Origin of the sequence: Macrococcoides goetzii, from assembly GCF_002742385.2 — a bacterium.
In the GTDB taxonomy this organism is placed as follows: Bacteria; Bacillota; Bacilli; order Staphylococcales; family Staphylococcaceae; genus Macrococcoides; species Macrococcoides goetzii.
Genome location: NZ_MJBI02000002.1, coordinates 382,119 through 402,777 on the forward strand (window position 1 = coordinate 382,119; position 20,659 = coordinate 402,777).

16 protein-coding genes, 1 pseudogene and 1 other annotated feature are annotated in these 20,659 nt (G+C 35.3%); of the genes and pseudogenes, 13 read left to right on the forward strand and 4 right to left on the reverse strand.

What is annotated here, in order from left to right; genetic code table 11:
* Positions 1–327, reverse strand: a complete 327-nt coding sequence (locus BFS35_RS07490) for an SdpI family protein (RefSeq protein WP_099578839.1) — start codon at positions 325–327, stop codon at positions 1–3.
* Between the two features lie 94 nt (positions 328–421).
* Positions 422–639 (forward strand) — a binding site (T-box leader).
* Between the two features lie 49 nt (positions 640–688).
* Between BFS35_RS07490 and argS the strand changes: the two genes are divergently transcribed.
* Both argS and BFS35_RS07500 read left to right on the forward strand, forming a co-directional pair.
* The gene (gene argS, locus BFS35_RS07495; RefSeq protein WP_099578837.1) at positions 689–2,362 is read left to right on the forward strand and encodes an arginine--tRNA ligase; all 1,674 of its coding nucleotides are present in this window, start codon (positions 689–691) and stop codon (positions 2,360–2,362) included.
* 109 nt (positions 2,363–2,471) lie between these two features.
* A complete protein-coding gene (locus BFS35_RS07500; protein ID WP_099578835.1) occupies positions 2,472–2,834 on the forward strand; it encodes a YbaN family protein in 363 nt (120 codons plus the stop codon).
* A gap of 34 nt (positions 2,835–2,868) precedes the next feature.
* On the opposite strand, the gene BFS35_RS07505 is transcribed toward BFS35_RS07500, so the two are convergent.
* Entirely contained in the window at positions 2,869–3,879 is a 1,011-nt protein-coding gene (locus BFS35_RS07505) for a LacI family DNA-binding transcriptional regulator (RefSeq protein WP_099578833.1), read from the reverse strand.
* 195 nt (positions 3,880–4,074) lie between these two features.
* Here BFS35_RS07505 and BFS35_RS07510 point away from each other — a divergent pair, with 195 nt between their 5' ends.
* The 7 genes and pseudogenes from BFS35_RS07510 (at position 4,075) to BFS35_RS07540 (ending at position 12,106) form a co-directional block, all read left to right on the forward strand.
* Complete coding sequence (locus BFS35_RS07510; RefSeq protein ID WP_099578831.1) at positions 4,075–6,246, forward strand: PTS transporter subunit IIBC; 2,172 nt, start codon at positions 4,075–4,077, stop codon at positions 6,244–6,246.
* A gap of 51 nt (positions 6,247–6,297) precedes the next feature.
* A complete protein-coding gene (locus BFS35_RS07515) occupies positions 6,298–7,116 on the forward strand; it encodes an endonuclease/exonuclease/phosphatase family protein (RefSeq protein ID WP_099578829.1) in 819 nt (272 codons plus the stop codon).
* A gap of 85 nt (positions 7,117–7,201) precedes the next feature.
* Positions 7,202–7,564: a cytochrome b5 domain-containing protein gene (locus tag BFS35_RS13995; protein WP_240628408.1), complete on the forward strand. Its 363-nt coding sequence runs from the start codon at positions 7,202–7,204 to the stop codon at positions 7,562–7,564.
* Positions 7,565–7,719: 155 nt separating this feature from the next.
* A pseudogene (locus tag BFS35_RS07525) lies at positions 7,720–8,394 on the forward strand (winged helix-turn-helix domain-containing protein).
* A complete protein-coding gene (locus BFS35_RS07530; RefSeq protein ID WP_099578827.1) occupies positions 8,391–9,272 on the forward strand; it encodes a sensor histidine kinase in 882 nt (293 codons plus the stop codon). The pseudogene BFS35_RS07525 and the gene BFS35_RS07530 overlap by 4 nt, the downstream one beginning before the upstream one ends.
* 112 nt (positions 9,273–9,384) lie before the next feature.
* Positions 9,385–10,134, forward strand: coding sequence for an ABC transporter ATP-binding protein (locus BFS35_RS07535; RefSeq protein ID WP_099578825.1), 750 nt, complete (start codon positions 9,385–9,387; stop codon positions 10,132–10,134).
* Position 10,135: 1 nt separating this feature from the next.
* On the forward strand, positions 10,136–12,106 hold the full coding sequence (locus BFS35_RS07540; RefSeq protein WP_099578823.1) for an FtsX-like permease family protein: 1,971 nt from the start codon (positions 10,136–10,138) through the stop codon (positions 12,104–12,106).
* 296 nt (positions 12,107–12,402) lie between these two features.
* On the opposite strand, the gene BFS35_RS07550 is transcribed toward BFS35_RS07540, so the two are convergent.
* Complete coding sequence (locus BFS35_RS07550; RefSeq protein WP_099578821.1) at positions 12,403–12,942, reverse strand: hypothetical protein; 540 nt, start codon at positions 12,940–12,942, stop codon at positions 12,403–12,405.
* A 279-nt stretch (positions 12,943–13,221) separates the two neighbouring features.
* On the opposite strand from BFS35_RS07550, the gene ppdK reads away from it, so the two are divergent.
* The 3 genes from ppdK to BFS35_RS07565 all read left to right on the forward strand — a co-directional run bounded on the left by ppdK (position 13,222) and on the right by BFS35_RS07565 (position 18,132).
* Positions 13,222–15,840, forward strand: a complete 2,619-nt coding sequence (gene ppdK / locus BFS35_RS07555; protein ID WP_099578819.1) for a pyruvate, phosphate dikinase — start codon at positions 13,222–13,224, stop codon at positions 15,838–15,840.
* A gap of 13 nt (positions 15,841–15,853) precedes the next feature.
* Positions 15,854–16,678 (forward strand): pyruvate, water dikinase regulatory protein, encoded by an 825-nt coding sequence (locus BFS35_RS07560; RefSeq protein ID WP_099578817.1) that lies wholly within the window; start codon positions 15,854–15,856, stop codon positions 16,676–16,678.
* 137 nt (positions 16,679–16,815) lie between these two features.
* Positions 16,816–18,132 (forward strand): APC family permease, encoded by a 1,317-nt coding sequence (locus BFS35_RS07565; RefSeq protein WP_099578815.1) that lies wholly within the window; start codon positions 16,816–16,818, stop codon positions 18,130–18,132.
* Positions 18,133–18,168: 36 nt separating this feature from the next.
* Here the strand turns inward: BFS35_RS07565 and BFS35_RS07570 are convergent, their stop codons facing one another.
* Positions 18,169–19,239 carry an NAD(P)H-dependent flavin oxidoreductase gene (locus tag BFS35_RS07570; protein ID WP_099578813.1) on the reverse strand — a complete coding sequence of 357 codons (1,071 nt, stop codon included), beginning with the start codon at positions 19,237–19,239 and terminating at the stop codon, positions 18,169–18,171.
* Between the two features lie 128 nt (positions 19,240–19,367).
* On the opposite strand from BFS35_RS07570, the gene BFS35_RS07575 reads away from it, so the two are divergent.
* On the forward strand, positions 19,368–20,612 hold the full coding sequence (locus BFS35_RS07575; RefSeq protein WP_099578811.1) for a YncE family protein: 1,245 nt from the start codon (positions 19,368–19,370) through the stop codon (positions 20,610–20,612).
* Positions 20,613–20,659 lie beyond the last annotated feature (47 nt).

Genomic DNA, 20,659 nt, shown 5'->3' on the forward strand with positions numbered 1-20,659 from the left:
TCATAACTTTTTTAGTCGATTTTCAGTTTTGACGTAAACGATAATAACTGTAATCAGTAATAAAATAACAGATGCAATTGAACTTTGCTCTTCATAGCCTATAGTTATTTCAATCAAGAGTTGAATAATGCCGATGATGAGTAAGATTGGGCACAGTTTTTGGATAAGTTTTGTAGAATATTCCTGCGCCAATTGCCAATGTCTTTCACTTTGTAGAGACCTTGGTGTACGGTATCCGGCAAAGTAGTTTGGTTTATCGGTAAGGATTGTTTTATAGAGAAGAGTGTCAATAATATATAATGCGATAGCCATAATAATTGTAATCATATTAGCACCTCCGTTTTCTTGATGATAACAGTTTATAAAATTTATTTCTATTTTCTTTTTATTATAATCATGCTATTATATTAAATAATTTAATAACAATTTGTTTACACGAAGAGAGTAATATTGATTTGTTCATAAGTAGCGAGCTATAGTGGGTGGAAGTATAGCATGATAATTGATATGAAGCGCACTTCGTGAATGATATGTTGAACTTATAGTAGGGATATCCGGTGGAAACATCGTTAACAATCATTGAGTGTGTCTTATGACATGAACAAGAGTGGTACCGTGAATCTAGCATTCGCCTCTGTTTATTGAGGTGGATGCTTTTTTATTTTATTAATTTTTAGGAGGAGAATAGATGAAACATTTATTAGCTAATATTTTAAGAAAAGAAATTGAAGTATTGAATGAAACTGAAATATTGAAGTTGATTGAATATCCGAAGCATGCGCATCAAGGAGATTTATCATTCCCTTGTTTTACGTTAAGTAAGCATCTGAAGAAGAGTCCAATGATTATTGCACAGGAAATAAGCGAGCGTTTGAATGATGAACAAATTGATAAAGTTGAAGTTGTGAATGGCTATTTAAATATATATTTTAATAAACAAACACTAGGAACAAATGTTATTCAGGAAGTATTGCGCGATAAAGAAAGCTTTGGGGCTCAAAATATTGGTCAAGGTAAAGTGATAACGATGGATATTTCTTCACCGAATATTGCTAAACCATTCTCAATGGGACATTTAAGATCAACTGTTATCGGTAATGCAGTAGCCAATATTACAGAGAAATTAGGTTTTAAACCAGTAAGAATAAATCACATTGGAGACTGGGGAACACAGTTTGGTAAATTGATTGTAGCTTATAAAAAGTGGGGGAATGAAGCTGATGTTAAAGTAAATCCAATTCCTGAGCTGTTTAAATTATATGTTAAATTTCATGACGAAGCAGAACATGATGAAGCTTTAAATGAAGCAGGAAGAACAGCATTTCTAAAACTAGAGCAAGGTGAGGCTGAGCATGTAAGACTATGGACATGGTTTAGAGAAGTTTCGCTGCAATCGTTTAATGAGATTTATGCGCGTCTTGGTGTTTCTTTTGATTCGTATAATGGAGAAGCATTTTACAACGGCAAGATGGATGCTGTCGTAGAAAGATTAGCAGCATTAAACTTACTTGTTGAAGATCAAGGTGCAGAAATAGTGAAACTTGATGATATGCCGCCAGCGCTGATCAAGAAAACGAATGGTTCAACTTTGTATATTACAAGAGATTTAGCAACAGCAATCTATAGAAAAGAAACGTATAATTTTTCTGAGTCATATTATTTTGTAGGTAATGAACAATCACTTCATTTCAAACAATTGATAGCAGTATTAAAGATGATGGGTTATGAGTGGGCAGAAAATATGGAGCATATATCGTTTGGTATGATCTTAAAAGATGGTAAAAAGATGTCTACAAGAAAAGGGAAAGTAATCTTTTTAGATGAAGTGCTGGATGAAGCGGTGAATATGGCGAAACAAAATATAATCGCGAAATCAAATGAAATTGAAAACATTGATAAAGTAGCTGAACAAATTGGTATTGGTGCTGTAATATTTAATGACCTGAAATACGATCGTCAAAATGATATTGAGTTTGATTTAGAAGATATGTTAAAAGCTGAAGGCAATACGTGTTTATATCTTCAATATACAAACGCTAGAATTCATGCCATTATTAGAAAAAGTGGATTGGAAACAAGTCACATTGAAGTGAATGAAATAGATGAAGCGGCATGGGATATCGCTAAAGATTTAATGATGTTTGAAGAAGTCATCTATAATGCATATGTGAAGCAATCACCTGCAGAAATTGCTAAGTATTTACTGCAACTTGCACGTCACTTCAATAGTTATTATGCGAATGTAAGAATATTAGACGACGCAGCAATGAAGGAAAATAGAGTAGGATTATTATTAGCCGTCTCTATCGTAATAGAAGAAGGATTAAGCTTGCTAGGTATTGAGACACCGAGAGTACTTTAATATATTTATAGCGTTGGATGAAACTTCACTAAAATGATATATCCTCATCAAACATTTCATCAAGAATTTTAGTATAATGTGGATATTATCATATTTAGGAGGATTTCTCTTGAGGTTATTATTATTATCCGTTGGAGTTATTTCGACCATCCTCGGATTTGTTGGTGCATTTCTACCGCTCTTACCAACAACACCATTCTTATTGCTCGCAGTCTTCTGTTTTGCGAGAAGTTCAGATGAGTTTCATAATTGGTTAGTGCGAACAAAAATTTATAAATCTTACGTTCAGGAGTTTTATGAGCGTGGTGGCTATACATTGAAGAAAAAGTTTCAGTTATTATTAAGTGTCGTTATTGTTGTAGGGATTTCGATTTATTTAGTGGATAATATTTATATAAAAATTGGACTTAGTGTAATGCTGTTGATGCAGGCAATTGTTTTGTTTACGGTAATAAAGACGTTAGATAAATAAAAGCTTATGACAAATTTGTCATAAGCTAATTTTTTTACTTTAAGTTAATAACAGTTTCACGTTCGATTAATTCATGAGGCACAACAATCTTAGTGTTAGAAATGTCTTCTCCATTTAAATGTTTAATGAGCATTTTGACTGATTCGTGACCGAGTTTTGCGATATCGATATCAATGGTAGTTAAGTATGGGTGTGTTAATGTCGAGAGTATCGAGTTATTAAAGCTGATAACAGAAAGATTATCAGGCACTTTATAGCCGTACATTTGTACAAGCTGCATAACACGTAGTGCAAATATATCGTCAAGCACCACGATAGCAGTTGCTTTTGTTCGGATCAAAGTATCTTCAAAGTCAGCATAATCTGTATGTCCTATAATTGGAATACTATCAAATACTTTGAGTTGATTGAGCATCATTGCCTTCTGATAGCCGAAATATCTTTCGAAATAAATACCTTCTTTAATCGTATTAGTAACAAAAAGAATATTGCGATGACCATTTTCAATCAAATGTTCTGTAGCATGTTGGCCAAGTAACTGATTGTCATTGTCAATATAACTAATTGTATTATGCTGTGTGTAAGGTTGCCCAATAAGTGTAAATGCAATTTGTTTTTCAAGCAAGTATTTTATTACGGGATCACCTTGGTGAGCATATGCTAATATGAAACCACCAACTTGCTTTTGCTTGTGCATCACTTTTACATCTTCTAATAAATCTTCTAAGTTCTTAGCTATAGCCACTGCAGTAGTCATATTATTTCTTCTTGCTTCATCATTAATAGCTTCGATTATTTCTAAGAAGAATGGATTGGCCATTCGTTCTTTTGAATTGAGTGGAGGAAGGATAATTCCTACTGCATTTGAAGTTTGCTTCCCTAAGTTTCTGGCAGCAATATTTGGAACATAGCCCATTTCCTGCATCACTTTCTGAACTTTTCTTCGAGTAGCTTCAGAAATAGAAGGATGATTATTAACAACACGTGAAACTGTTGATGTAGCGACACCAGCTTGTTGTGCAACATCTTTAACTGTAATGGCCATAATAATCCTCCGTAAGTCTTTTTTTTAATAATATATGCAACCGATTGCGTTGTCAATGATGGTTTTTCCACAAAATTTCATAGCATTTATGCAAATAAAGTATATTATTTTATGAATTACTGTTTACAAAACAAATTTCTGATGATATATTTATCTCAAGTAATGCAACCGATTGCATAAAAAGGAGAAAAAATTATGAAACAGTTATTAAGCTTTGAATTTTGGCAAAAGTTCGGTAAAGCACTGATGGTTGTTGTAGCAGTAATGCCAGCAGCAGGTCTTATGATTAGTATTGGAAAATCAATCCCATTAATTAGCCCAGACATGCAAATGTTAATCACAATTGGTGGTGTCATTGAAAGTATTGGTTGGGCGATTATCGGAAACTTACATCTTCTCTTTGCGTTAGCTATTGGGGGAAGTTGGGCGAAAGAAAGAGCTGGCGGTGCATTTGCAGCAGGTATCGCATTCGTATTGATTAACCGTATTACAGGGGCAGTATTTGGTGTTAACAGTGCGATGCTTGCAGATGATAAAGCATTCACACATACATTATTCGGCACAAAGATTATGGTTAAAGGGTTCTTTACGAGTGTATTAGAAGCACCGGCATTAAACATGGGGGTATTCGTTGGTATCATCGCAGGTTTCGTTGGTGCAAATGCGTATAATAAATATTATAACTATAGAAAGTTACCAGACGCACTATCATTCTTTAATGGTAAACGTTTCGTACCGTTCGTTGTTATTCTTTGGTCAACAATCGTTGCGTTAATTCTTGCAATCGTATGGCCGTATATTCAAGCAGGTATTAACAACTTTGGTTTATGGATTGCTACAAGTAAAGATACAGCGCCAATCTTAGCGCCATTCTTATTTGGATTCTTAGAGCGTTTATTATTGCCATTCGGTTTACATCATATGTTAACGATTCCGATTAACTATACACAACTAGGTGGAACTTACGAAATATTATCAGGTGCACAAGCAGGTACAAAAGTATTTGGACAAGATCCACTTTGGTTAGCTTGGGCGACTGATTTAGTGAACTTAAGTCATGCTGGAGATACAAGCCAGTATAATCAAGTATTAAACGACTTTACACCAGCACGTTTTAAAGTAGGACAAATGATTGGTTCAACAGGTATTTTAATGGGTCTTGCACTTGCAATGTACCGTAACGTTGATAAAGATAAATTACCGAAATACAAATCAATGTATTTCTCAGCAGCATTAGCAGTATTCTTAACAGGAGTTACTGAGCCATTAGAATTCATGTTCATGTTTGTAGCAGTACCTTTATATGTTGTTTATGCATTCATTCAAGGTGCAGCATTTGCGATGGCAGATATTATAAATTTACGTGTACATTCATTCGGTACGATTGAATTATTAACGAGAACACCACTTGCGATTAAAGCAGGATTAGGTGGAGATTTAATCAACTTTGTATTAACGACAATCGGATTTGCAGTAGTAACTTACTTCTTAGCAAACTTCTTAATTAAGAAGTTCAACTTCGCAACACCTGGACGTAACGGAAATTATGAAGCAGACATGGCAGAAGGATCAGGAATATCAAATGTTCATGCAGATGATCAAGTTGTACAAATTATTCATTTACTAGGTGGTAAAGCAAATATTAAAGATGTTGATGCATGTATGACACGTTTACGTGTAAGTGTTAACGACAAAGGTTTAGTAGGCAACGAAGCAGCATGGAAGAAAGCTGGTGCGATGGGATTAATCGTTAAGGATAATGGCGTTCAAGCAGTTTATGGTCCAAAAGCGGATGTATTAAAATCAGATATCGAAGATTTATTACAATCTGGTGCTGATATTCCAACGCCAAAGCAAACTGTTGTAGAACCAACTGTATTAGATAACACAGATACTAAAGGATTTACTGGTACTACGAAAAACTTATATTCAGTAGCAGATGGTGAAATTATTAGTATTGATCAAGTCAATGATCCAGTATTCTCACAAAAAATGATGGGTGAAGGATTTGCAGTGAAACCAGCTGACGAAACAGTTGTAGCACCAGTTGATGGTGAAATCGTAAGCATCTTCCCAACAAAACACGCAATTGGTATTAAAACAACAGATGGAATTGAAGTACTTGTACACATGGGTATTGAAACTGTAAGTATGCAGAAGCCAGCATCACGTGTAGTCGTAAATGATGGACAAAAAGTTAAAGTAGGGGATACGTTAGCTATTATGGATATCGAAACAGTTCAAGCTGAAGGCAAAGATACGACAATTATTGTAGTCATTACGAACAGTGAACGCGTTGAGTCTTTAACATTGGATAAATCAGGTCAAGTAGCAAAAGCTGAAAACATCGGTCACATTGAAATATAATAAAGGGGTAGCTTCGGCTGCCTTTTTATTTTGATTAAAGGAGAGAATAAGATGAAGTTGCTAACACTAAATACGCATAGTTGGTTAGAAGAACATCAAGAAGCTAAGATTGATCAAATTGTAGCACAAATTATTAAAGGTGATTATGACATCATCGCGTTACAAGAAGTGAATCAGTTGATTGAGAATGCAAGCATTGTTAATGATAAATATTATTGCTCTGGGAATGATGATATTCATATAAAGGATGATAACTTTGCGTACATCATTGTGCAGAAACTTAAAGCACAAGGGTATGTCTATTACTTTAGCTACGCGATGAGTCATATCGGTTATGATAAATATGAAGAAGGCAGTGCGATACTATCAAAACAACCAATCAAACCATATTCAGAATTTGTTTCAATAGATCGATCTCCTGATAACTATCGTTCAAGAAAAATATTATTTGGTGAAACTCAAGTGAACGGGAAATCAATTGTTGTGGCAAGTTGTCATTTCTCTTGGTGGGTAAATAATCAGGATGGATTTAGTTATGAATGGATGAATACAAAGCGTATATTAGAACAATATAATCAACCATTGATTGTTATGGGTGACTTTAATAATCCAGAAGGTACAGAAGGCTATGACTTCGTATTAGACAACAGTGATTTACTAGATACGTATACAAAAGCTGAAGTTAAATACGGCCATCATACAATTGAGAAGAATATCGCAGGATGGGAGAACAATGGCGGAAAGTTACGCATTGATTTCATTTTTGCGAGCAATGAATTTAAAGTGCAATCGAGTAAGACAGTATTTGATGGTGTGAATGCACCGATTGTTAGTGACCACTTTGGTGTTGAAGTTGAAATCACAGAATAGTCATATATCTCTATATTTAAAGTTGTTTGCAGGTAGGAATTGCAATATGCTTTAAGTATAGAGATTTTTTATGTGGAGGATGATGATGAAAAAATTAATGTTAATCACAGGTGCAATCTTAGTTGCAGTATTTATGGGATTTGCTTTATTTATGAATCAAGGTGGCGGAGAAGATAAGTTGAAACGTGACTTTACGCCGGCTGAAGAGAAGATAATGAAAGACAACGTTTATGATGCAGAAAAGTTGAAAGTATTTGACGGTAAAGACGGACATAAATCTTTTGTCGCTGTTGATGGTGTTGTATATGATGTCAGTGACGTTGAAATGTGGAAAGGCGGAAAGCATAACGGTCTTGAAGCGGGTAAAGATTTAACAGATGGATTTAAATCATCACCACATGGCGGCGAATTATTGAAAGATTTAAAAGTTGTAGGATCATATAAGTAAGTGCGTAACACCTCTGATGAGGTGTTTTTTTGTTTATGTAGTTTGGGGCGATTCAAACAAGGAACCGGCCCAAAATAATACGTCATCATCCTAAATCCTCAACCTAAACACCACATTTATGTCATAATAATAAAAAAGACGGTGGTGGTGTGAAGATGAAAGTATTAATTGTAGAAGATGATTTGGTCATCGGTAAGATGCTCGCTGAAGAACTCAAGAAATGGCAGCTAGAACCGATCTTAATAGAAGATTTTAATCACGTGATGGATGCTTTCAACGCAAATGCACCAGAACTTGTGCTACTCGATATTAATTTACCTGCATTCAATGGTTATCATTGGTGCCAGGAGATTCGTAAGGTTTCTACTGTGCCAATTATTTTTATCAGTTCACGAACCGATAGTATGGATTAGATCATGGCAATGCAAATGGGCGCGGATGATTTTATTGAAAAGCCATTTAATATGACAGTCACAATTACTAAGATTCAGGCGCTATTACGAAGAACGTATGATTTTACTACTCAAGTAAATAATTTGACAGTAAGTGGTTGTGAACTTCTACTGGAAGCAGCAAAACTCAAATATAATGATGAATCTATTGACCTCACACACACAGAACTTCAAATCATACATGTTTTATTCCAAAATAAAGGGAAGTTTGTCAGCCGTAATGCATTAATCGAAAAGTGTTGGGAGTCAGAGCATTTTATTGATGATAATACACTTGCAGTGAACATGACTCGATTACGCAAAAAGCTTCAAAAAATTGGTCTTACGGATTTTATTGAAACGAAGAAAAATGTCGGATATTGCGTAGGTGAAGTATGAGTTTCTTTAAAACGATTCAACGAGAAATTTATATTATTATATTAATCTGTGCATTATTTTTCTTTATTTTACTGATGTATAATGTACCATTTCAGGCGTATCTTTTAAGTGTATGTATCGTATTATTTATTTCATTGCTATATTGGATAATTCAATATATGAACTTTAAAAAAGAGCGAACGCTATTTGAAGAAAATGAACTTTTAAAGCAGGAAAATCATAGGCTGCGCAATGATTTTATCAACTATCAAAGTGAAGTGGAGTCATATTTCTTAATGTGGGTGCATCAAATAAAGACACCGATTACGGCTTCGAAACTATTACTTGAAGATCCGGATGAACAAGTGATATCTCAAGTTCGTAATGAAGTGCTGCAAATTGATAACTATACCAATCTTGCACTCAACTATTTGAAACTAATGAACCAGAAGACGGACATGGTATTTATGGAAGTTAGTATCGATGAACTTGTTCGTCCGCTTATCAAACGTTATGCCATTCAGTTTATTCATTATCAAACAAAGTTGCATTACGACAAGAGTGACGTTATGGTATTAACTGACGCAAAGTGGGTTTCAATCATGATAGAGCAAATTTTAAACAATGCTTTAAAATATGCGCGTGGAAAAGATGTATGGATTACGTTTGATGATACGACAAAAACATTATCCATCCGAGACAACGGTATCGGTATTAATGCGAGTGATTTACCGAAAATATTTGATAAAGGTTTCTCTGGATACAACGGTAGGTTGAGTGAGAAATCAAGCGGTATCGGTTTGTATATCGTAAGGACAATATGTAAGCGATTAGGTCATAAGGTAGGTGTAACTTCTACTATAAACGAAGGTTCGACATTCACGATACAATTTAAATAACTCCAATCTTTCATTTTTGTAAGATTAGCGGCTGTCTTTGTAAGAATAGATAAAGGCAGCCGTTTCTTATAGCGCGTAAGATAAAGGTAATAACAAACAAGGAGTGAGTGAAATGTTACTTGATATAAAAAACGTAAAAAAAGTATTCGGTAGAGGTGCAAATCAAACAGTTGCTTTAAAAGATATGAATTTCTCAATTAATGAAGGTGAATTCGTTGCAATAATGGGTGAGTCAGGGTCAGGGAAATCTACATTGTTAAATATCATCGCAACATTTGATACACCAACTGAAGGATCTGTAACGATTGGTGGACAAGATTTAAGTATGCTGAAGAATAAAGAGGTTGCAAAGTTTCGTCGTGATACGTTAGGATTCGTGTTCCAGGATTTCAATGTATTACATACGATGAGTAATAAAGATAATATATTAATGCCATTAGTACTTTCTAATATGAAACCTAACGTCATGGAAGAAAGATTATCACGCCTTGCACCAAAGCTTGGTATTTCAGAGCATCTGGAAAAGTTTCCGAATCAAATCTCTGGTGGTCAGCAACAACGTGTAGCAATTGCCAGAGCTTTAATTTCAAATCCTAGTTTATTGCTGGCTGATGAACCAACAGGCGCATTAGATTCTAAAACTTCAACGGATATCATGAACCTATTCCAGGATATTAATAAAGACAATCAAACAATTCTTATGGTAACACATTCTACAATTGATGCAGCGTATGCGAGTCGTGTTGTATTTATTAAAGACGGTATTTTATATCATGAAATATACCGAGGAGATGAATCGCAAAACGAATTCCAGAAACGCATTTCTGACAGTCTATCAATGCTATCAGAAAGAGGTGAGTAGGATGTTACAATTACTTTCAAAACTCGTGATTAAGAACTTTAAGTCACTCAGACAAATATTTATTCCGTTTATTTTAGCAACAAGTGTGATGCTCGGTCTTCAGTATATTATGCTTTCGATGATCGCTAATGAATATATTCAGAAACGACATGCGAATTTACCGCAATTATTGGTATATTCAAATGTGTTAGTGGGTATCCTAACCGTCGTGTTTATTATTTATGCGAATCGCTTCGTAATGAAACAGCGTAAACAGGAATTTGCGTTAAATATGGTGCTTGGTTTAGAAAAGAAACATATTCGATTTATTCTGTTATTAGAATCTTTCATACAGTTTATTGTTATCTCTATATTGAGTGTATGTGGTGGTTATTTATTCGGTAATCTCGTATTTTTATTAATGAATAAGTTAGTGAAATCAAAAGGAATGTCACTGATGGATTATCCGTTTGATGTGAAGTCGGCACTTTTAACAATCGCAATTCTGGCAGGTGTTATGGTGATATTATTTATCTTTAATAACATCTCTTTAACTCTGCAAAGCCCAATCCAATTGATGCGTTCACAACTAGCAGGAGAAAAGAAGACACCGAAGTGGTTATTAGCAGTGTTATTCATTATTGGTGCAATCACTTTAGGATATGGATACTATATCGCGCTTACTGCAACAGGTGTATTAGACTCTCTTCAGAATATCTTTACCGCAGTGCTGTTAGTAATGATAGGGACGTACTTCTTATTCATGTCACTTACGATTATTGTATTACAGTTATTGAAACGTAATAAGAATATCTATTATAAACCGAACCAATTCTTCTCGATTTCTGGTTTACTATCTCGTATGAAAGCAAATGCAGTAGGACTCGCTAGTATTACGATGCTCATGACTTTCTTAATGGTGACTTTAGGGATGTCGCTATCTGCATATCGTGGCATTGAAGCACAAGTTAAAGGTAGCATGACCCATCAATACGAAATAAATTTATATGGGGATCAGAAAAAACAAGTTAAAAACATCCAGGAAGACATCAGTAAAATTGCTGACGTTGATAAGTTTAGATATAGTACATTAGCATTCTTTCCAATTATTAAGGAAGGCGATGAGTTAATACCTTTAAACGATAAGATTGGTCCGAAACTACAAGGGAAAGATATGACTTATATTGTGCTTACAACTGAAAAAGATCACAATATTGCGCGAGATGCAGCGGTAAAAGTTAATGATGGTGAAATCATTGTAAGTACAAATGCGGATCGATACAGTCATGATAAGACATTAAAGATAATGAGTCAGGAAGTAAAAGTACAGAGAGCGCGTGAAAACTATATCGGCAATCAAATTGCAATTGATGCGATGTATATTATCGTTAAAGATAAAACACAATTTGAAAAATATCGTAATTATTTCAAATCACTGAATAACGAAACGAATAAACTGGAAGCACCTGAAGCAGGTGACACGTTAGCCTTTAATGTAAATGCGCATGGGGAGGCATTTAAGAAAGCTATTCCAAAACTACAGAAGAAATATGACATACGCATTGATGATAAAGACGATGTTCAAAAAACAATTTACGAGTTGAACGGTGGATTGATATTCATAGGAATAGTCGTATCAATAACGTTACTTACTGGTGTGTTCTTAGTACTATACTACAAACAACTATCTGAAGGATATGAAGACAAACGTAACTACGACATTATGCAAAAAGTAGGGTTACCACAAGATTTAATTAAGAAGACGATTAACAAACAGATTATCTGGATATTCGGTTTACCGATTATTATTACGATAATTCATACATTGTTTGCCACAAAAATTATATTTAATTTACTTGGTGTATTAGGTATTCGAGATAAAGTGATGTTCTTTTCAAGCTATGGTATTGTTATGCTTGTAATAATGGTTGTCTACGGTATTATGTATCTGATTACATCGAGAACATATTATAAAATTGTTAATGAGAAATAAAAATTGGGGCGATTCTGATGAAGAACCGTGCCAAATCAAGCAAAACGGCTCGATTCCAAAGAAGAACCGAGCCAAATCAAGCGAAATGGCCCGATTCCAAGTAAGAACCGTGCCAAATCAAGCGAAATGGCCCGATTCCAAAGAAGAACCGTGCCAAACAAAGCGAAATGGCCCGATTCCAAAGAAGAACCGAGCCAAATCAAACGAAACGCCCGATTCCAAGTAAGAACCGTGCCAAACAAAGCGAAATGCCCGATTCCACTAAAGAATCGGGCCATTTTAACTATCTTAAATTTCTACTCAAACGTCTTCACAAATGCTTCAATACTTTCAGCTTTTTCCCACGCATCCACGTTCATTGGATCGATATGAATAATCGGCCCACCTTCAGTCGTGATGTATTCACCTTGTTCAGTGCCTAATCCATCAACGAATACTGTCTTACCGTGCAATGTGTAGTAATCTTTCAATTCATCTTTCATCTTGTTACGTACAGCGATGTATTCTTCAACATCACTATTTTCGTACATGTAACCTTCGATTAAAGTGTAGCCTGGAACAATACCTTCATGGTCTTTAATTGTTGCAACGTATGACCAGTCAATAACGATAGTGTGATTACCAGAGAATGAGTGACGCGTTAATGGATAAACACTTCCACGCCATTCGATTTCTGCATAATCCGGAATATTCTTATATTCCATCGTATATTCTTTCTCAGATTCATACGCTGTAATGAATGGTACAACTGCTAACCATTCTTTAATCTCTTCAACTGTGTCGAACATTCCTACGATGTGATGTTTTTTACCATCAATAAACTCTAGTTGATACATATGAATCTCCCCTTAAAAAAGTTTTCTTAAAGATAAACTTTAAGTTACTTCGATTATAATAAAGCGTTCTCATTTCTGCTACTGAATGGTAAAACTTTTTCAACTTTTTTTCTGACAAGTTCACAATACCTTCATATTTAAACAGATATCTCTAAAAAAAATTAATTAAATTATCTTTTTATGATTGTCATAAAAGTTTTAATGTGACATACTAATTATCATAATAGTATAACCTAATAGGTTAATTGGTATAACACAAAAATGATGAGGTGACTAAATTTGAGTAAATTTGTATATGCATTTGAAGAAGGAAGTCAAAATATGAAAGACTTGTTAGGTGGTAAAGGTGCGAATCTTTCTGAGATGATGCGCCTAGGTTTACCTGTTCCTAACGGATTTACAATCACGACTGAAGCTTGTATCGAATATTTAGATCGTGGTGAACAATTATCAGACGAAGTACTTACACAATTAGATGAGAAGTTAAAAGAACTAGAAGATAAAACAAATAAAGCTTTCTCTTCAGATGAAAATTTACTATTAGTATCAGTACGTAGTGGTGCGAAAATCTCTATGCCAGGTATGATGGATACGATTTTAAATTTAGGATTAAATGATGAAAATGTTGAAAAATTAGCTGCAAAAACAGAAGATGCACGTTTTGCATATGATTGTTATCGTCGTTTGTTACAAATGTTTGGTAGCGTCGTATACAACATTCCAATGCCAGCATTTGAGGAGTACTTTGAAGCGTTCAAAAAAGAAAAAGGACATGTAACTGATGCTGATGTGCCTGCAGAAGATTTGAAAGAGATTGTTGAACAATATAAAGAAATTTATATCGAAGAAGCGCATAAACCATTCCCTCAAGATCCTAAGAAACAATTAACTGAAGCGATAGAAGCAGTATTTAAATCATGGAACAATGATCGTGCACGTATTTATCGTGACTTAAACGAAATTCCTCATGATATCGGAACTGCTGTAAATGTTCAGGAAATGGTGTTTGGTAACAGTGGTGATCGTTCTGGTACAGGTGTTGCGTTCACACGTAACCCAGCGACAGGTGAACATAAATTATATGGTGAGTACTTACTAAATGCGCAAGGTGAAGACGTTGTAGCAGGTATTCGTACACCTAAAGCAATCGAAACATTAAACGAGCAAATGCCACATGCTTACGAGGAATTCGTAAATGTAACAAAGAAATTAGAAAGTCATTACAAAGATATGCAGGATATCGAGTTTACCATTGAAAATGAAAAATTATTTATCTTACAAACACGTAATGGTAAACGAACTGCAAAAGCTGCTATCAACATTGCTGTAGATATGGTACGTGAAGGTGTCATTTCGAAAGAAGATGCAGTAGCAATGGTAGATGTTAAATCAATTGATCAATTGTTGCATCCTAACTTTAATGAAGAAGCATTAAAATCTGCTGAACTAGTATCAGACAAAGGTTTACCAGCTTCTCCAGGTGCTGCAACAGGTGTTGTCGTATTCTCAGCATTAGATGCAAAAGCGAAAGCTGAAGCTGGTGAAAAGGTTATATTAGTTCGTCCTGAAACTTCTCCAGAGGATATTGAAGGTATGATCGCTGCTGAAGCGATTGTAACGACACATGGTGGTATGACAAGTCATGCTGCGGTAGTAGCACGTGGTATGGGTAAATGTTGTGTAACGGGATGTTCTGATCTTGAAATCAATACGAAAGAAAAATACGTTAAATATGCCGGTAAAACGTTATCTGAAGGTGATATTATCTCAGTTAATGGTTCAACAGGTGCAGTATATATTGGTGAAATAGAAACGACGAAAGCTGAAGCAAGTGATGTCTTTGAAGAATTTATGGGCTGGGCAGAAGAAATCGCGCGTTTATCTGTAAGAATGAATGCTGAAACTGAAGGTGATATTAAAGCGGGTTATTCATTTAACGCAAAAGGTATCGGTTTAGTAAGAACTGAGCATATGTTCTTTGGTGAAGAACGTTTAATTGAAATGAGACGTTTTATCTTAGCATCTACTTACGAAGAGCGTGTAGAAGCATTAAATAAAATCAAAGTTTACCAAACAGAAGATTTCGAAGGTATCTTTAATTTATCTCAGGACCGTCCGTCAATCGTACGTTTATTAGATCCGCCATTACATGAATTCTTACCGAAAGGTGGAGAAGAAGTTAAAGCAGTGGCCGACCAGTTAGGCGTTACGACAGATTTCTTAGAAAAGCGTATCAGTGAATTACATGAATTTAACCCGATGCTTGGTCATCGAGGCTGTCGCTTAGCGATTACTTATCCTGAGTTATATGAAATGCAGACTGAAGCAATTATTACAGCTGTATTGAACTTAAAAGAAAAAGGTATTGAAACAAAGCCTGAAATTATGATTCCTTTAGTTTCAACTACACAAGAATTTGTCATCTTAAAAGATGTTGTTAAGAAAAAAGCACAGGAAATCATGGATGCAAAAGGTGTACAAGTTGACTACCTAATTGGTACAATGATTGAAACACCACGTGCATGTCTAGTTGCAGGAGAACTTGCTCAGCACTCTGAATTCTTTAGTTTTGGTACAAACGATTTAGCTCAACTAACATATGGTTTCTCTCGTGATGATGCCGGTAAATTCATCAACGAATACATTAACCGTGAAATTCTTAATATCGATCCGTTCCAAACATTAGATGTTGAAGGTATGGGACAACTTATTAAGATTGCAGTTGAAAGCGCAAAATCAGCAAACCCAGCCATTAAGATCGGTGTTTGCGGTGAGTTAGGTGGAGATCCTAAATCAATTCATTTCTTTAATGATTTAACAATTGATTATGTCTCATGTTCACCATTCCGTGTACCAGGTGCTATTTTAGCGACTGCGCAAAGCCAGGTGAAAAAATAGTAGGAGGTACATTTTGAGTAAATATGAAACAAAAGATTTATTAATCTATATCATTTCAGATTCAATCGGTGAAACCGCTGATAGAATGCTTCATGCAACGTTATCTCAATTTCCGAAACTAACTTCTGTAAGTGTTAAGAAATTTTCATTCATCAAAGATGAGGAAGAGTTTAAGAACATTTTAGAACTGGCAAAACAAAAAGAAGCAGTCGTAGTTACAACGCTTGTAAACCCTGAATTTAATCGTCTGGGACAAGCATTTGCCAAAGAGACAGGACTTTCATATATCGATTATATGACAGGCTTGATCAGAGTCATACAAAATCATACTGATATGGAACCGGTCGGTGAAAGTGGTGCACTTAGAAAGATGGATGAAGAATACTTTAAACGTATTGAAGCGATAGAGTACTCAGTGAAATATGACGACGGTAAAAACTTTCATAATTTAGCTGAAGCAGACGCAGTTATTGTTGGTGTTTCTAGAACTTCTAAGACACCGTTAAGTATGTATCTGGCAAATAAAGGATATAAAGTTGCGAATATCCCATTAGTGCCTGAATCACCGATTCCGGAAGAAGTATATCAGCAAAAGAACTTAAAGGTGTTTGGACTGACTGCAAGTCCAAACTATATTATGAATATACGTACAGAACGTATTAAAGTTTTAGGACTTTCAGGACCAGGTCAATATAATGATTTGAAACGTATTAAAGAAGAATTGAGCTATGCTGAAGAAGTATTCAATCGATTAAATGCTACTGTTATCAATACAGAGTATAAGTCGATAGAAGAGTCGGCATTCTATATTGAACAACATTTAAAGAAACGTAAATAATAATACCCAGGATTGAGACGAAATTTGTCTCAATCTTTTTTTGTTTCAAAAAAAGATATTGAAAATTAATTTAGTAAAACACCATACGAGAATGACTATTTTATGATATTATGGTTGAGGATTAAAAGGAGGTAATTATGGAAAAGGGAATGAACAAAGGTATAGGATTTTTTTCAGCTTTAGCACTTGTAATGGGGACGGTTATTGGTTCAGGTGTATTCTTTAAAATATCTAACATAACAGAAGTAACAGGAACACCAGGTATGACGTTGTTTGTATGGCTATTAGGCGGTTTGATCACGATATGTGCCGGACTGACAGTAGCGGAGCTTGCAGCAGCAATTCCGAGAAATGGTGGACTGACGACATATATTGAATATACATATGGTAAGTTTTTTGGATTTTTAGCAGGATGGGCACAAAGTTTCATTTATTTTCCGGCGATGATTGCAGCACAATCGATTGTATTTTCACAGCAAATTGATAATTTATTTCATATTGGAAAGGGATGGCTATTTCCGGTAGCAGTTATCGCGATGGTTTCAATATTATTGATTAACTGTCTGGGCTCGAAGGCAGGTGGGATATTGCAATCAGTCACTTTAGTCGTAAAGCTTATTCCAATCATCGCTATCGTCGTGTTTGGTTTAATGCAGACTGGAGATGTTCAGGTATCATTAATACCTACGACAGGTGATACAGGTATTAATTTCTTTGTAGCACTTGGCGCTGGATTGCTTGCGACAATGTTTGCTTATGATGGATGGATTCATGTCGGTAATATTGCCGGGGAAATGAAAAATCCGAAAAGAGATTTACCATTAGCGATCACATTAGGTTTAGGTCTAGTTACAGTTATTTATTTATTAGTAAACGCAACATTTTTATTTACATCACCGATTGATGAGCTTAAAGGTAATTTAAACGCAGCAACTGATACAGCAGGAATCTTGTTTGGTCAGTCTGGTGGAAAATTAATTACAATCGGAATAATGGTGTCCGTATATGGGGCATTGAATGGTTATACGATGACAGGAATGCGTGTACCTGAAGCGATGGCGAAACAAAATTTATTACCGTTTAAAAATGTATTCACGAAACTAACAAAGAGTGGTGCGCCATGGATGAGTGGTTTGATTCAGGTCGTTATTGCGGTTATTATGGTTTCTCGTGGTGCTTTCGATTCAATCACAAATATGCTTGTATTTGTAATCTGGGCATTTTACTGTATGGCATTTTATGCAGTATTTGTATTACGTAAGAAAGAAAAAGAACTCGTGCGTCCTTATAAAGTGCCGATGTATCCAATCATTCCTATGATTGCTTTACTGGCAGGACTGTTCGTTATGCTTAATACTCTATTTACGCAATTTGGACTGGCGATTACTGGAACTATCATAACGCTTTTAGGAATACCCATCTATCTTTATCAGAAGAAAAAAGAACAATATTAAAAAGCTCTCGAACGAGAGCTTTTTTTGTGCAGTATTTTATATATTATTCATTTTAAAATCCAGTATTAACTGATCGGTATGTGCCACGATTTCTCTAAATAAACCTTGTGCATTGACTTTCTTGGCAAGTGTAGGTGCCTGACCGCACCACATATGAAGAAGATCAGTATCACCGTTCTTAGCTGCACTTTGACGAATGCTCGTCGTTAAATCATTTTGAAGCGGATAAGGTAGTATATTTATACCACTCGTTTCCAAATCATTAATAAAATCATTTTCTATACCACGCGCACTTTTTCCGCTGAATACTTTAGTCACTGTTGTATCCTCAGGTAGTGCATGGGTGATTGCTTCTTTATGTACATTCGGAGCTTTACTTTCATGCGTTGTTAAGAAAGCAGTCCCCATTTGCACGCCGCTTGCTCCTAACATAAGAGACGCAAGTATGCCACGTGCATCCATTATTCCACCTGCTGCAATTACAGGGATAGACACGCTATCTACAATTTGAGGAATCAATGCCATTGTGCCGATTGAACGTGTTTTTGTAAACGCACCTTTATGTCCACCTGCTTCAAAGCCTTGAGCAACCACCATATCTAATCCACTTTGTTCGATCATTCTTGCTTCTTCAACTGAACTTGCTGTACCGATTGTTATAATACCTTTCTTTTTTAGCAGATTAATAATCTGTTGCGCCGGGATGCCAAAAGTAAAGCTTACAACTGGTACATCCATATCCATTAACAACTGAATTTTATCAAGAAAAATTTGTTCAGAGTGCATTTTAACATTCGCTGTCTTTAAATCATATTTATCATAATAAGGTTTAAGTTTCTCCTGCATCATTTGAATGGCACTATCGTCATATTGAATATCTTCAGACACGAACAAATTGACAGCAAAAGGTTTATCGGTAAGTTTGCGTACAGTCTCAATTTCATCGCTTAACACATCAGTGGTCATATATCCAGCACCAATTGTTCCTAAACCACCCTCATTACAGATAGCTGCAACAAGTTCAGGTGTTGTGCTTCCTGCCATGCCCGCCTGTATAATTGGATATGCAATGCTTAATTGATCCGTCAATCGTGTACTGTTCCACATATCATTCACCTCTTTGTTATCATACTGTCACTATAACATATTAATAAATTGAAACTAAATTTTTCAATGTACCAATACTTAATTTATGCTATATTTAAATAAAAAATGGAAAAGAAGAGGAGAACATCATGCGTACGATTCAATATTTATTATTATCAGCAATGATACTTGTGGCTGGGTGTGCAAATGAAGAAAAGAAGACAACCGAGGAATCAACCAAAACAGAACAAACGACTAAAGAAAACAAAGCAGAAAAAGTAACGGCTGAATCAAAAGCATCAACTGAAGAAGATGTGACTGCAGATCAAATTGATAAAGATAGACCAGCTTCGAATACAACAACGATGAAATTAATCGATACGATAAGTGAAGGACCGATTACGCCAAAATCAGTTGTCGCGAATAACAAAGGTCAGGTTATCGCAAACAATATGATGTATCAGCACACAATTACAGTCTATGATGCAAAGTCACGTAAACTCATTAAAAAGTTATCAGATACAGTAGACTTTAAAAAGTTCGGTATCGAAGGTTTTGATAAGCCGGTAAGTGGCGCACCAGTTGAAGCAGTTTGGACAAAAGATGGCAAATTTGCTTATGTTTCACAATATCAATTAACTGATCATGGTGCAGAAGCAGAAGATATGTGTTCAGCAGGTAAAGCGATCGCAGAATCTGTCGTATATCGTTATAACGCTGAAAAGCAAGACTGGGATCAGGTCATTCAAGTTGGACGTGTACCAAAATATGTATCACTTACTCAAGACAATTCAAAGCTATTAGTATCTAACTGGTGTGATAAATCATTATCAGTAGTAGATACTAAGACAGCTAAACAAACAGAACAAATTCCATTAAATGCAATGCCACGCGGTATTGTATCACTGCCAGATAATAAAACAGCTTACGTTACAGCGATGTTCTCGAATGAAATTTATAAAGTAAATTTAGAAACAGGTAAAAGTGAAATGATTCTGCAGACCGGACAAAGACCACGTCATTTAGTACTTGATAATCAAGGGAAGACAATCTACATTACGGTGGCTGGTGCCAATGAACTGTTAAAATATGACGTTGCAACTGATAAAGTTATTGCGCGTGCTACTACAGGAAAAGAACCACGTTCAATGGCAATTTCACCAGACAGTACAGCCGTGTATATCGTTAATTATGATGAGAATACAGTATCGAAATTTGATACGAAGACGTTGAAAGAAATCACGCGTGTTGAAGCAGGATTTCATCCAATCGGTATCACTTATGAAAATACGACAGGTGATGTATGGGTAGCAAATTATGGCGGTACAATCTCTGTTTATGACGATAAAGTAGCAGCATCAACAGCAACTAAAGATGCATCAACAGCAAAATAAGTTATCAGTATGTAAATTAATTAAGTTGTGATATATTTAATTTGAAT